Raw genomic sequence first — 13511 nt, 5'->3', positions numbered from 1 at the left:
ACTCCAGATTCTCCTCAATCCGATCCGCAATCCGATTCAAGATCACCGCCCGCTCCGCCGGCGAAGTCTTCCCCCACCCCGGCGCCGCAGCATGCGCGGCATCCAACGCCGCCTCCACATCCACCTCATCCGAACGCGGAATCTCACAAAACACCGCCCCCGTCACCGGCGACGGATTCTCGAAATACCGGCCCGCAACCGGGGCCACCCACTGCCCCCCGATGAAATTCGCATAACGCGCCTTAAACGACATCAAAGAACCCTCAGCGCCCGGGCGTGCATAAACAGTCACGATTGATCTCCTACGGTGTGGATGACTGTGTCGGTCGTCACTCAACGTAGTTTGCAACCCGTTGCAGCACCGTTGGGGTTTTCCGCAACGTTGGTCCAACGTCAGGACAGGGCTCTGTCCAATGCCGTCAGGTGCCCTCGGGTCTGAGCCCGGGTCAGCTCGTCGGAGCCCTGGTGATCATGCAGCGTCTGCCAGCCATCGCGGTCGTCGCGCGCCTCGGGAAGGTCCAGCCACCGGCGCAGGACATGCGAGTCACCGGCCAGCACGGCACCCCGCAGGCTCGCGCTGAGTTCGGTGCGCAGGCGTGCCACGGCCGGCGAACCGGACCGCGGCAGCAGCKGGCCGCTGTAGTTGTCCAGGGCGGCGGCGACGTCGCCGCGGCGCAGGGCCGCGAACACGTCGGCCATGTCGCTGTCCATGGTGCCGAGCAGTCGGTATGGGCGAGAGCCGATCATGTCGGTTCCGACGATGCGGCGCAGCCGCGACAGTTCGGCGCGGATGGTGACGGCGTCGAGTTCCCGTTCGTCGAGCAGCAGCGCGAGGTGGTCGCTGCTGAGACCTTCGGAGTGTTGGAGCAACAGCACCAGGATCTCGGCGTGCCTGCCGGACAACTGCTGGGCGCGGGTCCGGCCGCGTTCGTCGACGGTGTGCCAGCACGGCCGGTCCGAACCCAGGACCGTGAGGTGGCCCGCGGATCCGGCCGGCGCAGCGGGAATCTGCGTGTAGGCCAAGGCAAGTCGATGTTCGACGGCGACAGCGGTGGCGCGCACCAAAGCCAACGTCTGCGCCGAACCGATCGAGGAACCGCCGGTGAGGTCGATGCTGCCGATCGGCAGGCCGGTCACCGGATCGTGCACCGGCACCGCCGTGCAGGTCCATGGCCGAACCAGCCGGGAGAAGTGTTCATGCCCGTCGATCTGTACTTCGCGGTCCAGGGCCAGCGCGGTGCCGGGGGCGTTGGTGCCCGCCCCCTGTTCACTCCAGTCGGCGCCCGGCACGAAGTTCATCGCGGCCACCTTGCGGCACGCTTCGGTGTCGCCCTCGACCCACAGCATGGTGCCGTCGGCCGCCGTGACGGCCACCACGACGCCGGAGTCGACGGCGTATTCCACCAGCAGCTTGCGGATCACCGGGAGCGCCGCCGCCAGCGGGTGACCTTTCCGCAGTTCGGAAAGCCGCGCGGCCGCGGCTGCCTCCCGGGCGCCGCTGTCGGGGTCGACACCGGTCGCCAGGCTGCGCTGCCAACTCTCCGCGACGAACCGTCGGAGTGGTGTCTGACCAGCGACGATCAGATCGTGGGCGGGACGCGCGGACGCGGCCGTCGCACCGGGCGACGGCTTCACCGACCTCGTCTTGTCTGCCACGATCCACACGCTCCTGACGCCAGTGCCAACTACTCGCTGACCATCGGGCCTTCCGGCCACAATACCTGCACGTCAGGACCCCCGCGGCGATTCATGGGTGCAGTCGGCGGCCCTCCGTTACCCTTTGCCCATGATCGAGGGCGACACGGCGCCTGACTTCACGCTGCTCGATCACACAGGTCGCCCTCGAACACTGTCGACGCTGCTCACCCGGGGCCCGGTCGTCCTGTTCTTCTTCCCGTTGGCATCCTCACCGATATGCACCGCCCAGGCGTGTCATTTTCGGGACCTGGGCGACGAATTCGCCAAAATCCGCACCCAGCGAGTGGGCATCAGTACCGACGCCGTCGACAGGCAGGCCCACTTCGCCCAGCAGCGATCGTTCGACTATCCGCTGCTGTCCGACCCGGACGGCGTGGTGTCGGAGCTGTTCGGAGTGCGCCGCGGCCGGCTGACGAAGTTGCGCAGGTCCATGCCGCCCAAGAACCGTCAGCACAGCCGTCGTCGCGGCCTGCTCGCCCGGCTGATGCCGGTCCGGCGCACCACCTTCGTCATCGACACCGACCGCACCGTATTGAAGGTCGTCTCCAGCGAGTTGCGCGCATCGATGCACGCGGACGCTGCCTTGACGTTCCTGCAGAGTCTCCCGGCGCCACACATCGTGCCGGAGGACATCGGCACAGAATCGCAAGCCGTCGCCACGGCGAGCATGGTGCGGCCGTACGCGTTGACGGCAGGCCGCACCGACTCTGTCGTCGAACTGCCACTGGACGCACGCGTCGACGTCATCGACAGTGCAGAGATGGCGCCGCGCTGGCCCAAACATGATGTGCGGGGCCAGATCCTGACGTTGTGCGGGACCGGCCCGTCGGTCGCGGAGGTCGCCGCCGCGGTGTCCCTGCCGCTCGGTGCGACACGATTTCTGGTGGGCGATCTGGTGACCAAGGGGCATGTACGAGTGCACGCACCAGACGATTCGATGACGATCCATGACCGGCGTGAACTGCTGACGCGGACACTGCGCGGTCTGCGAGAAATCTGAGACCGTCCGCAATGTCGGCCTGACAGCTTCGTCATCGATATATATCCGGTGTGAAGGCTGTCAGCCCGACATTGCGATCGACATCGAACTAAACGTTGAAGCGGAACTCCACGACATCCCCGTCGGCCATGACGTAATCCTTGCCCTCGATCCGGACCTTGCCGGCAGATTTCGCCGCGGCCATCGAGCCCGCCTCGACAAGGTCGTCGAAGGACACGATCTCGGCCTTGATGAAGCCCTTCTCGAAGTCGGTGTGGATCACCCCGGCCGCCTTGGGCGCGGTGTCCCCGCGGTGAATCGTCCACGCGCGGGCCTCTTTCGGCCCGGCGGTCAGGTAGGTCTGCAGGTTCAGGGTGTGAAAACCGGCCCGCGCCAACGCATCCAGGCCGCGCTCGGTCTGACCGATCGACTCCAGCAGCTCAGCGGCCGACTCCTCGTCGAGCTCGATCAGTTCCGACTCGATCTTGGCGTCCAGGAACACCGCGTCGGCCGGGGCGACCAACTCGCGCAACTCGGCCTGCTTGGCCGCATCGGTCAGCACCGCCTCGTCGGCGTTGAACACGTACAGGAACGGCTTCGTCGTCATCAGATTCAGCTCGCGCAGCAGCGACACATCCACCCCGGCCGAAAAGAGCGTCTTGCCCGAGTCCAACACCGCCTGCGCCGCCACCGCCGCGTCCAGCACCGCTTTACGGTCCTTGTTGGTGCGCGCTTCCTTCTCCAGCCGCGGCAGCGCCTTCTCCAGCGTCTGCATATCGGCCAGGATCAGCTCCGTCTCGATGACCTCGATGTCCGAGCGCGGATCCACCCGGCCGTCGACATGGATCACATCGTCGTCGGCGAACGCCCGGACCACCTGGCAGATGGCGTCGCACTCGCGGATGTTGGCCAGGAACTTGTTGCCCAGCCCGGCGCCCTCAGACGCGCCTTTGACGATGCCGGCGATATCGACGAAGGTCACCGGCGCCGGCACGATCTTCTCGGAGCCGAACACCTTGGCCAGCGCGTCCAACCGCGGGTCGGGCAGCGCGACGACGCCTTCGTTCGGTTCGATTGTCGCGAACGGGTAGTTGGCGGCCAGCACGTCATTGCGGGTCAACGCATTGAACAGCGTCGACTTTCCCACGTTCGGTAGACCGACGATTCCCAGGTTCAAGCTCACGGACTCCAGAGTCTAGGAGATGAACGGTATGCGGCTCGCCACAGCGTGCTGGCCGCACGCCGCCAGCCTGAGCCGGTACGGTCAACATGTGTCAGGTCAGCCCGCAGAGCAGACGGATGCGGTGGTTGACCGCTCCGCGCTCCCCCGCGTTCCGGGGTTACCGTGGTGGAGCGCCGTGGTGATTGCGGTGATCTTCACCGCCATCGGTATCGCCTTCGACGCCGGTACCGGCAACAAGGAGCTCGGCGCGGTGTTCGCGACGTGCTACGTGTTGGGTTGCCTGCTGGCCGTGCTGGCAGTGCGACAGTCCTCGGTGTTCACCGCCGTCATCCAACCGCCGCTCATCCTGTTCGTCGCCGTGCCGAGTGCCTACTTCCTGTTCCACAGCGCGGAGATCGGCGGCATCAAGGACATCTTGATCAACTGCGGCTATCCGCTGATCGAGCGGTTCCCGCTGATGTTCTTCACCTCGGCGGCCGTACTTATTGTCGGGATGATGCGCTGGTACCTGCACGCATCGAACAAGAGCCTGTGGCCGGACAAGCCGGCCACGCATGTTGCCGCCGCTGCGGCGTCGGACGCTCCCGCACGTCGGGTGGCCCGGCGCTTCGCGCAGACCTCGGTCGCCGATGACGCGGAACAGGCCGACGAGGCCCCGCCGCGTCGCAGTTCCGCCCGCAGGCCCGCCCGGGACGCCACGGCGTCGTCGCCCCGGCGCAGTGGACGCCCGGCTGAACCGTCGCGGTCGCGGCACACCCGGCCGCCGGAGAACGACATCGCCGCCTCGGCGGCCGCCGCGGACCGCCGCGAACGGATGGCCGCGCGCGAGCGTCCGGCCCGCAGCCGCCGTGAAGGTGAGCCGCCGGTCGATCCGGCCCGCCAGCCGCGTCGTCCCCGTCCGCCGAGCCGGGAGGCGCGCCGCAGCGCGCCGAACCCCTATGAGCCGACCGACTATTACGAGCGGCCACGCCGCCCCGAGGGTCAGGACGCTTACGAGCGTTACGGCCGCGACCCGCGGGATGCGCGGTATGAAGAGCGGCAGCGCCCGCCGGCCGCCTCCAACCACCATCCGGTGTCGCGGGTGCGTTATCGCAGCAGCGACGAAGATCCGCGACCGCGCACCTCACACAGTCGCGATGACGACGGCTGGGACGGCGACCGCTAGAAGACCGCTACGAACGCGGCGGACGGATCTCGCGCGGCAGCGTGAACACCAGCGTCTCGTTCGCGGTGGTGACCGGCTGGACGGTGCCGTAGCCGTATTCGGCCAACCGGTCCAGCACGCCACGAACCAGGATCTCGGGTACCGACGCGCCGGACGTCACACCGATGGTCGTCACACCGGAGAACCACGCCGGGTCGATGTCGTCGGCGTAGTCCACCAGGTAAGCGTTCTGCGACCCGGCGTTCAGTGCCACCTCGACCAGGCGCACCGAGTTCGACGAGTTCTTCGACCCGACGACGATCACGAGCTCACATTCGGGGGCCATCGCCTTGACCGCGACCTGGCGGTTCTGGGTGGCGTAGCAGATGTCGTCGCTGGGCGGATCCTGCAGCGTCGGGAACTTCTCCCGCAGGCGGCGCACCGTCTCCATGGTCTCGTCGACGCTCAGTGTGGTCTGGGACAGCCAGATGACCTTGTTGGGGTCGCGCACGGTGACTTTGTCGACCGCGTCGGGATTGTCGACCACCTGCACGTGGTCGGGGGCCTCACCGGCGGTGCCGACGACCTCTTCGTGGCCCTCGTGGCCGACCAGCAGGATGTCGTAGTCGTCGCGGGCGAACCGTTTGGCCTCGTTGTGCACCTTGGTCACCAGCGGGCAGGTGGCGTCGATGGTCTTCAGATTGCGGGCGGCGGCCTCGACGTGGACGGTCGGCGCGACACCGTGCGCGGAGAACACCACGATGGCGCCTTCGGGCACCTCGTCGGTCTGCTCGACGAAAATGGCACCCGCCTTGGCCAGCGTGTCGACGACGTAGCGGTTGTGCACGATCTCGTGGCGCACGTAGATCGGCGCGCCGTGCTTTTCCAGCGCCCGTTCGACGGTTTCGACGGCACGGTCCACGCCTGCGCAGTAACCGCGCGGTTCAGCCAGGAGCACACGTTTGCCGGCCACGCCCGAGGTCACCGAACTCGTGGCGCCCGGAATACCCATATTGACTGTTGGCGGCATTCCTTCAGGGTACTGACCCGCCCCCGTACCGGGCCAGCCGTAGGCTGACACCCATGTCGACAGCACCGTACGGGGTCCGACTGCTGGTGGGTGTAGCGGTGACCGCCCTGGATGAGACCCGCAAGCTCCCGCAGACGATCCTCGCGTATCCGATGACGGTGGCCAGTCAGGTCGCACATCTGGTCATGAAAATGCAGCAGGACGTGGCCGATCTGGTGATCCGCGGCGACGAGACGTTGGGGGAGCTGTTCCCGCCGAAGGATGAGCAGCCCGAATGGGCGACCTTCGACGAGGACCTGCCCGATACCGGTGACGAGCCCATCGACATCCCGGTCAGCCGAAACACCGAAGGCCGCTTCGCCCTCTACAGCGAAGGCGAGCCCGAACGTGCCGCCGAGAAGACCGCACCGAGCAGCAACGGTTCGGGCCCGTCCGTCGTCGCCGACCTCGGGTACGACGCGCTGACGCTGGCGCAGCTGCGGGCGCGGCTGACCTCCCTGAAGGTCGACGACCTGGAGTCCCTGCTCGCCTACGAGGAGACCACCAAGGCCCGGGCCCCGTTCCAGACGCTGCTCGCCAACAGGATCACCCGCGCGACGGCCAAGTGAGCGATCCCGGCCAGTCACCGGAGAACCCCTGGCCGGTCCGCGCGGTGGCCACCCGGGTGGCCAAATGGATCGACCGGCTCGGCACGGTGTGGGTCGAGGGTCAGATTGCCCAGCTGACCATGCGCCCGGGTTCGGGCACCGTCTTCATCGTGTTGCGCGATCCCGCCGCCGACATGTCGCTGAGCATCACCTGTTCGCGGGAGCTGGTGGTGAATGCACCGGTGAAACTTGCCGAGGGCACCCAGGTCATCGTCTACGGCAAGCCGGCGTTCTACACCGGCCGCGGCACCTTCTCGCTGCGGGTCACCGACATTCGCGCCGTCGGCATCGGCGAGCTGCTGGCGCGCATCGATCGGCTGCGCCGGCTGCTCGAGGCCGAAGGGCTGTTCGATCCACGCCTCAAACGTCCGATTCCTTTCCTGCCCAGCACCATTGGGCTCATCACCGGGCGCGCCTCAGCAGCCGAGCACGACGTGGTCGCGGTCGCGGCCGCGCGCTGGCCCGCGGTGCGGTTCGCGGTGCGCAACACCGCAGTGCAAGGCCCCAACGCCGTCGCCCAGATCGTCGAGGAGCTCAAGGCACTGGACGGCGACCCGGACGTCGACGTCATCGTGCTGGCCCGCGGCGGCGGCAGCGTGGAAGACCTTCTGCCGTTCTCCGACGAGACCCTATGCAGGGCCATCGCGGCATGCACCACCCCGGTGATCAGCGCGGTCGGACACGAACCGGACAACCCGCTGTGCGACCTCGTCGCCGATGTGCGCGCCGCCACCCCGACCGACGCTGCCAAGCGGGTGGTGCCCGACGCGGCCGCCGAACAGGCCTTGGTGAGCGATCTGCGCCGTCGCGGTGCGCACTCACTGCGGCACTGGGTGCACCGCGAGCAGCGCCTCATCGAGCAGTTGCGCAGCCGGCCGGTGCTGGCGCAGCCCTTGCTGGCGTTGGATGCCCGCGCCGACGAGGTGGCACGGGCGCGCGGCACCGCGCGCCGCGACGTCAACCGACTGCTCGCGGGCGAGAGCGACCGCCTCGAGCACCTGACGGCGCGATTGTGGACGCTCGGACCGGCCGCCACGCTGGCCCGCGGGTACGCCGTGGTGCAGCTACTGACCGAGCAGACGCCTGTCCTGCGGTCCATCACCGACGCCCCGGCGGGCACCCGGCTGCGGGTACGCGTCGCCGACGGCGCCGTCATCACCATCAGCGAGGGATCAGATGAAGCCCATTAGTCAATTGGGGTACGAAGAGGCACGCGACGAACTGGTCGAGGTGGTGCGCACGCTGGAACAGGGCGGGCTCGACCTGGATGCCTCGCTCAAGCTCTGGGAAAGAGGCGAGGAGCTGGCCAAACGGTGCGAAGAGCACCTGGCCGGCGCGCGCAAACGGGTCGAGGACGCACTGGACTCAAGCGCCGCCGACGAAGATTGATTGCGCAACCAGTCGGGTCCGACCTTCATGGCGGACTTTAAAACTGGAACACGTTTCATTTATGCTCTCGACATGGGTGACGCATCACTGACGACCGAACTGGGCCGCGTTCTGGTGACCGGGGGCTCCGGCTTCGTCGGCGCCAACCTGGTGACCACACTGCTTGAGCGCGGCCACGAGGTGCGCTCCTTCGACCGCGTGCCCTCTCCGCTGCCAGAGCATCCGAAGCTGCGGACCCTCGTCGGTGACATCACCAACACCGACGACGTCACGAAGGCCGTGGACGGCATCGACACCGTCATCCACACCGCGGCCATCATCGACCTGATGGGCGGCGCCTCGGTCACCGAGGAATACCGGCAACGCAGCTTCTCGGTGAACGTGGAGGGCACCAAGAACCTGGTGCACGCCGGGCAGGCCGCCGGCGTGCAGCGGTTCGTCTACACGGCGTCCAACAGTGTGGTGATGGGCGGCCAGGACATCGTCAACGGTGACGAGACCATGCCCTACACGAAGCGGTTCAACGACCTGTACACCGAGACCAAGGTGGTGGCCGAGAAGTTCGTGCTCTCCGAGAACGGTAAGCAGGGCATGCTCACCTGTTCCATCCGGCCCAGCGGCATCTGGGGCCGCGGTGATCAGACGATGTTCCGCAAGGTTTTCGAGAACGTGCTCGCCGGACACGTCAAGGTGCTCGTCGGCAATAAGGACATCAAGCTCGACAACTCCTACGTGCACAACCTGATTCACGGTTTCATCCTGGCCGGACAGCACCTGGTGCCCGGCGGCACCGCGCCCGGGCAGGCCTACTTCATCAACGACGCCGAACCGCTCAACATGTTCGAGTTCGCCCGCCCGGTGCTCGCCGCGTGTGGCCGCCCGCTGCCCACCTTCCGGGTGTCCGGCCGGCTGGTGCACAAGGCGATGATGGCGTGGCAGTGGCTGCACTTCAAGTTTGCGCTGCCCGAGCCGCTGATCGAACCCCTTGCGGTGGAACGGCTTTACCTGAACAACTACTTCTCCGTGGCCAAGGCTCAGCGCGACCTCGGCTACCAGCCGCTGTTCACCACCGAGCAGGCCACCGACGAATGCCTGTCGTACTACACCGATCTGTTCAAGCAGATGGAGAGCCAAGCCGCCAGGCAGCCGGCGATCGCCTGATTCGGCGCCCGCCTACGGCGTGACCCCGGCTGTTGCGCCCGCCTACGGCGTGACCCCGGCTGTTGCGCCCGCCTACGGCGTGACGATGTTAAACCAGAACGGGAAAGTGTCCAGCAGCCCGACGAATTCGTCGACAGACTGCCGATCACCTTCGAGGGCAACCTTTTTCTGGTCGATGCCGTCGTTCAGTTTCAGCTTACCCAGCTGAATCTCGTTCATGGTGGCCTTGCTGAGCTTCAGACTCGCGTTGGCATCGGGGACCTTGCCCGGCTCGTAGTTCAGCACGCCGTTTTCCACGACCAACGTGTAGTCCTTGTTCAGGTCATCGAACGTCACGTTCAGCTTGAGGTTCTTACCGCCGGCCTTGGGGCCGTTGAGTCGGACACCGAGGTAGTCGAACATCATCTCCGGCGGCATCGCGTTGATAGTGTCGGGGCTGGCCACATCGGTGCCACCGGCGGACGGCACGCCGTTGCGCAGCTCGTACGCGCCCTGCAGGTACACCGAGCGCCACGGACCGGACTCGGCCTGATAACCCATCTGCTCGTAGGCGTCGGCCAGCAGGTTCTTTCCGTTGACGCTCTGCGGGTTGGCGAACACCACGTGTTTGAGCACCATGGCCGCCCAGCGGTAGTTCCCCGCGTCGATGTCCTTCTTGGCCTTGTCCAGGATCGCGCCCTCACCGCCCATGTACTCGACGTACTTCTTGGCCGATTCGACCGGCGGCAGGTCGTCCAGATCGGACGGGTTGCCGTCATACCAGCCCATGTAGCGCTGATAGACCGCGCGTGAATTGTGTTTGAGGGTGCCGTAGTAGCCGCGATCCGGCCAGAAGTTGTTCAGTTCGGGCGGCATCCGGATTTCTTCTGCGATCTCAGACCCGACAAGACCCTCATTCATCAACCGCACCGACTGGTCGTGAATGTACTTGTACATGTCACGCTGCTTCTTCCAGTAGTCGATGATCTTGGTTGCCCCACATCGGCCAGTGGTGACTCTGGAACTTCACCTCGGTGTTCGGGCCGTAGGTGTTGATGGTGTCGTTGAGGAACTTCGCCCAGATGCGGGCGTCGCGCACCTGCGCACCACGCAACGTGAGCAGGTTGTGCATGGTGTTGGTCGTGTTCTCTGCCATCCACATGGCTTTGAGCTGCGGGAAGAAGGTGTTCATCTCGGTGGGCGCCTCGGTGCCCGGTGTCATCTGGAACTCCAGGTCGACACCGTCGATGGTCATCTTCGTGCCCGTGGTGCTGACGATATCGGTGGGGATCACCAAGGTGGGAAGTCCGGTCGACACCGTCATGCCGAGGCCTCCGTTGACGCCGCCCTGCGGATTTCGCGGCAGGAGCGCGCCGTACATGAACACGGCACGTCGGCCCATCGCATTGCCGGCAATGACGTTCTCACTTACCGCATCTTCGACGAAGGCTTGCGGGGCAATGACTTTCACCTTGCCCGAATCGACGTCGGCCTGGTTCACAATGCCGCGTACGCCGCCGTAGTGGTCCACGTGCGAGTGACTGTGGATGACGGCGACCACGGGTCGCGCTCCGAGCTTCTGGTTGGCGAGATCCAGCGCCGCTTTCGCGCACTCGGGCGAGATGGCCGTGTCCATCACGATCCAGCCGGTGTTGCCCTTGATGAAGGTCACGTTGGAGAGATCAAATCCACGGACCTGATAGATCTTGTCCGCCAACACCTCGAACAGGCCGTACTCCATGCACAACTGGGCATTGCGCCACAGGCTCGGGTTGACCGTGTCGGGTGCAGCCTTGCCATCGCTGATGTAGGTCTTGTACTGCTCCAGGTCCCAGATGACATCGCCGTTGGCGTTCTTGATGGTCAGGTCTCCGGCCGCGCGATCAGTCCGCGCTTGGCATCCTCGAAGTCGGCCTTGTCATTGAACGGCAGCGTGTCGAGCAACGTCTTGTTCGCGGCTTTGGTCGCATCACTTGCCGACTTCGGATTCGCATCGGTGGTGAGTGCACCTCCCCCACCCGATGACGTGGACTGCGCTCCCTTGTCATCGCAGCCCGACACCAACGCTGTCGTCGCGACGGCACCAAAACCGAGGGCTGCCAAGCCACCCAGCGCACGCCGGCGGGACAACGTCCCCCGGTCATCGGTATCAACGGGCGCGACATCTCGATCGGCGTGTGATTCCATGCGGGCGAATTATGCCCCGGGCGAACCACTTTCACGGCGACATCACAGATTCAGTGCCCAACTCCCGGCGGAGCGGTGTGCCGGGCGCAACCAGGCAGGACCAGCAGCAATCTCTCCGGGGATGAGTGTCAGGCCGCTGTTCTCCTGCTTGCGGCGAGCCACCCCGTCGCGGCGAAGTCCTCTTGGTGCCAGGCCCAAAAACTGGACGAGGCCGGCGACGCTGTAGCGTCCCGGCCTCTGGTTTCCCGCTCAGCGTCTACAGTGCCGGGGAAACTTGGACTCCAGGGTACGGCACCGCGCCGCGGTCGGACAAACCGCACCTACCACCGCCGGTTTACCAGCGCCCAGGATCCAGCGCAGCGTGGGCACGCTGCACTGACCGACGGCGGCCGCGAGTACCCGGCGCGCGTCGATTCGGTGGCACCGCCAATGAGCGTGCGCGACCAAAATGGAATCAACCATCTCGCGGACCCGTGACGTACCCGCCCACGGCCAACTACGGTGAACTCAGTACCGCTCTTCTGCGACGAAGGAGTACGAAATGCCCAACGGCAAGCCCAACATCCTGGTGATCTGGGGCGACGACATCGGGATCAGCAACCTCAGTTGCTATAGCGACGGTCTGATGGGCTACCGCACGCCGAACATCGACCGCATCGCCAAAGAGGGCATGCGGTTCACCGACTCCTACGGTGAGCAAAGCTGCACCGCCGGCCGCGCCGCCTTCATCAGCGGACAAAGTGTGTACCGCACCGGGATGAGCAAAGTCGGCGTGCCTGGCGCCGATATCGGTTGGGCCGCTGAAGATCCCACCATCGCCGAACTGCTCAAACCGCTCGGCTACGCCACCGGGCAGTTCGGTAAGAACCACTTCGGCGACAAGAACAAACATCTGCCGACGGTGCACGGCTTCGACGAGTTCTACGGCAACCTGTACCACCTGAACGCCGAAGAAGAACCCGAGCAGTTCGACTATCCGCACGCCGACCAGTTCCCCAAGCTGCACGACTTCGCGCTGCCCCGCGGTGTGCTCAGGTGCAAGGCGACCACGGATGTGTCCACCGAACCCGACGATCCGAAGTTCGGTCCGGTCGGCAAGCAGACCATCGAGGACACCGGCCCGCTGGACACCAAGCGGATGGAAACGATCGACGACGACACCACCGGTGCATGCATCGACTACATCAAGCGCCAGGCCGCGGCGGACACCCCGTTCTTCGTGTGGATGAACACCACCCACATGCACCTGTACACCCACACCAAACCCGAGAGCCGCGGACAGGCCGGGCTGTGGCAGTCGGCCTACCACGACTCGATGATCGACCACGACCGCAACGTCGGCCAGCTGCTGGACTGCCTGGACGAACTCGGCATCACCGAGGACACCATCGTCATCTACTCCACCGACAACGGTCCGCACCGCAACAGCTGGCCCGACGCAGGCACCACGCCGTTCCGCAGCGAAAAGGACACCAACTGGGAAGGCGCCTTCCGGGTACCGGAGCTGATCCGCTGGCCCGGCAAGATCGAGGCCGGCTCGGTATCCAACGAGATCATCCAGCACCACGACTGGTTGCCTACGTTGCTGGCCGCCGCCGGGGAGCCCGAGGTCATCGAGAAGCTCAAGACGGGTCACAAGGCCGGCGCCGACGGCGACACCGAATACAAGGTGCACATCGACGGCTTCAACCTGCTGCCGTACCTGACCGGCGAGGTCGAGACCAGCCCGCGGCGCGGGTTCTTCTATTTCTCCGACGACGCCGATCTGCTGGCGATGCGATTCGAGAACTGGAAGGCGGTGTTCATGGAACAGCGTTGCCAAGGCACACTGCGCATCTGGGCCGAGCCGTTCACCACACTGCGGGTGCCCCTGCTGTTCAACCTGCGCACAGATCCGTTCGAGTACGCGCCCATCACCTCGAATACGTACTATGACTGGCTGCTGCATCACGACTACTTCATTTTCTATATGACCGCGATGGCCACGATGTTCCTCGAGACCTTCAAGGAGTTCCCGCCGCGGCACCCACCGGCCAGTTTCAGCGTGGATCAAGCCGTCGAGAAGCTGCACAAGTTCCTCGCGAAGGATTAGGGTCAGACCGCGACTTCCGCCG

Annotated in this window: 14 protein-coding genes; 7 read left to right on the top strand and 7 right to left on the bottom strand. The window is 65.7% G+C overall.

Translation table 11 applies throughout. The features are described from left to right. Positions 1-292, bottom strand: a 292-nt coding sequence (locus tag AC1DY7_RS30275) for an aldehyde dehydrogenase family protein (RefSeq protein WP_477497448.1), incomplete at its 3' end; no start/stop codon positions are given. 101 nt (positions 293-393) lie between these two features. Continuing rightward, on the bottom strand, positions 394-1659 hold the full coding sequence (locus tag AC1DY7_RS30270) for a transcriptional regulator (protein WP_477497456.1): 1266 nt from the start codon (positions 1657-1659) through the stop codon (positions 394-396). 127 nt (positions 1660-1786) lie between these two features. Here AC1DY7_RS30270 and AC1DY7_RS30265 point away from each other — a divergent pair, with 127 nt between their 5' ends. Next, positions 1787-2698 (top strand): redoxin domain-containing protein, encoded by a 912-nt coding sequence (locus AC1DY7_RS30265; RefSeq protein ID WP_477497447.1) that lies wholly within the window; start codon positions 1787-1789, stop codon positions 2696-2698. Between the two features lie 88 nt (positions 2699-2786). Here AC1DY7_RS30265 and ychF read toward each other — a convergent pair whose 3' ends face one another. Further along, entirely contained in the window at positions 2787-3860 is a 1074-nt protein-coding gene (gene ychF / locus AC1DY7_RS30260; protein WP_477497446.1) for a redox-regulated ATPase YchF, read from the bottom strand. An 88-nt stretch (positions 3861-3948) separates the two neighbouring features. On the opposite strand from ychF, the gene AC1DY7_RS30255 reads away from it, so the two are divergent. Then, entirely contained in the window at positions 3949-5025 is a 1077-nt protein-coding gene (locus tag AC1DY7_RS30255) for a DUF6542 domain-containing protein (protein WP_477497445.1), read from the top strand. 7 nt (positions 5026-5032) lie between these two features. Here AC1DY7_RS30255 and AC1DY7_RS30250 read toward each other — a convergent pair whose 3' ends face one another. Further along, positions 5033-6034, bottom strand: a complete 1002-nt coding sequence (locus tag AC1DY7_RS30250) for a 4-hydroxy-3-methylbut-2-enyl diphosphate reductase (protein WP_477497444.1) — start codon at positions 6032-6034, stop codon at positions 5033-5035. A gap of 53 nt (positions 6035-6087) precedes the next feature. Here AC1DY7_RS30250 and AC1DY7_RS30245 point away from each other — a divergent pair, with 53 nt between their 5' ends. The 4 genes from AC1DY7_RS30245 to AC1DY7_RS30230 all read left to right on the top strand — a co-directional run bounded on the left by AC1DY7_RS30245 (position 6088) and on the right by AC1DY7_RS30230 (position 9231). Beyond that, the gene (locus tag AC1DY7_RS30245; protein ID WP_477497443.1) at positions 6088-6642 is read left to right on the top strand and encodes a lipid droplet-associated protein; all 555 of its coding nucleotides are present in this window, start codon (positions 6088-6090) and stop codon (positions 6640-6642) included. Next, complete coding sequence (xseA, locus tag AC1DY7_RS30240; protein WP_477497442.1) at positions 6639-7871, top strand: exodeoxyribonuclease VII large subunit; 1233 nt, start codon at positions 6639-6641, stop codon at positions 7869-7871. Before AC1DY7_RS30245 ends, xseA begins: the two co-directional genes overlap by 4 nt. Continuing rightward, positions 7858-8070 carry an exodeoxyribonuclease VII small subunit gene (locus AC1DY7_RS30235; RefSeq protein WP_477497441.1) on the top strand — a complete coding sequence of 71 codons (213 nt, stop codon included), beginning with the start codon at positions 7858-7860 and terminating at the stop codon, positions 8068-8070. The genes xseA and AC1DY7_RS30235 overlap by 14 nt, the downstream gene beginning before the upstream one ends. Positions 8071-8142: 72 nt before the next feature. Continuing rightward, complete coding sequence (locus AC1DY7_RS30230; RefSeq protein WP_477497440.1) at positions 8143-9231, top strand: 3-beta-hydroxysteroid dehydrogenase; 1089 nt, start codon at positions 8143-8145, stop codon at positions 9229-9231. Positions 9232-9303: 72 nt separating this feature from the next. Here AC1DY7_RS30230 and AC1DY7_RS30225 read toward each other — a convergent pair whose 3' ends face one another. The 3 genes from AC1DY7_RS30225 to AC1DY7_RS30215 form a co-directional block, all read right to left on the bottom strand. After that, positions 9304-10167: an alkyl sulfatase dimerization domain-containing protein gene (locus tag AC1DY7_RS30225; protein WP_477497439.1), complete on the bottom strand. Its 864-nt coding sequence runs from the start codon at positions 10165-10167 to the stop codon at positions 9304-9306. A gap of 1 nt (position 10168) precedes the next feature. Next, positions 10169-10951 (bottom strand): MBL fold metallo-hydrolase, encoded by a 783-nt coding sequence (locus AC1DY7_RS30220; protein WP_477497438.1) that lies wholly within the window; start codon positions 10949-10951, stop codon positions 10169-10171. A gap of 122 nt (positions 10952-11073) precedes the next feature. Next, entirely contained in the window at positions 11074-11397 is a 324-nt protein-coding gene (locus AC1DY7_RS30215) for a hypothetical protein (protein WP_477497437.1), read from the bottom strand. 541 nt (positions 11398-11938) lie between these two features. Between AC1DY7_RS30215 and AC1DY7_RS30210 the strand changes: the two genes are divergently transcribed. After that, positions 11939-13489 carry an arylsulfatase gene (locus AC1DY7_RS30210; protein WP_477497436.1) on the top strand — a complete coding sequence of 517 codons (1551 nt, stop codon included), beginning with the start codon at positions 11939-11941 and terminating at the stop codon, positions 13487-13489. The last annotated feature ends 22 nt before the right edge of the window (positions 13490-13511 follow it).

It is taken from the genome of Mycobacterium sp. P2_H7 (assembly GCF_056403275.1).
The sequence above is the reverse complement of the archived record's forward strand: the minus strand, read 5'-3'. Positions and strand labels throughout refer to the sequence as shown.

Excerpts from the sequence above, each read along its gene's own strand:
- AC1DY7_RS30250 (WP_477497444.1), bottom strand. The coding sequence starts at position 6,034 with ATGCCGCCAACAGTCAATATGGGTATTCCGGGCGCCACGAGTTCGGTG.
- AC1DY7_RS30215 (WP_477497437.1), bottom strand. The coding sequence starts at position 11,397 with ATGGAATCACACGCCGATCGAGATGTCGCGCCCGTTGATACCGATGAC.
- AC1DY7_RS30225 (WP_477497439.1), bottom strand. The coding sequence starts at position 10,167 with ATGTACAAGTACATTCACGACCAGTCGGTGCGGTTGATGAATGAGGGT.
- AC1DY7_RS30230 (WP_477497440.1), top strand. The coding sequence starts at position 8,143 with ATGGGTGACGCATCACTGACGACCGAACTGGGCCGCGTTCTGGTGACC.
- AC1DY7_RS30220 (WP_477497438.1), bottom strand. The coding sequence starts at position 10,951 with ATGGAGTACGGCCTGTTCGAGGTGTTGGCGGACAAGATCTATCAGGTC.
- AC1DY7_RS30210 (WP_477497436.1), top strand. The coding sequence starts at position 11,939 with ATGCCCAACGGCAAGCCCAACATCCTGGTGATCTGGGGCGACGACATC.
- AC1DY7_RS30265 (WP_477497447.1), top strand. The coding sequence starts at position 1,787 with ATGATCGAGGGCGACACGGCGCCTGACTTCACGCTGCTCGATCACACA.
- AC1DY7_RS30245 (WP_477497443.1), top strand. The coding sequence starts at position 6,088 with ATGTCGACAGCACCGTACGGGGTCCGACTGCTGGTGGGTGTAGCGGTG.
- AC1DY7_RS30235 (WP_477497441.1), top strand. The coding sequence starts at position 7,858 with ATGAAGCCCATTAGTCAATTGGGGTACGAAGAGGCACGCGACGAACTG.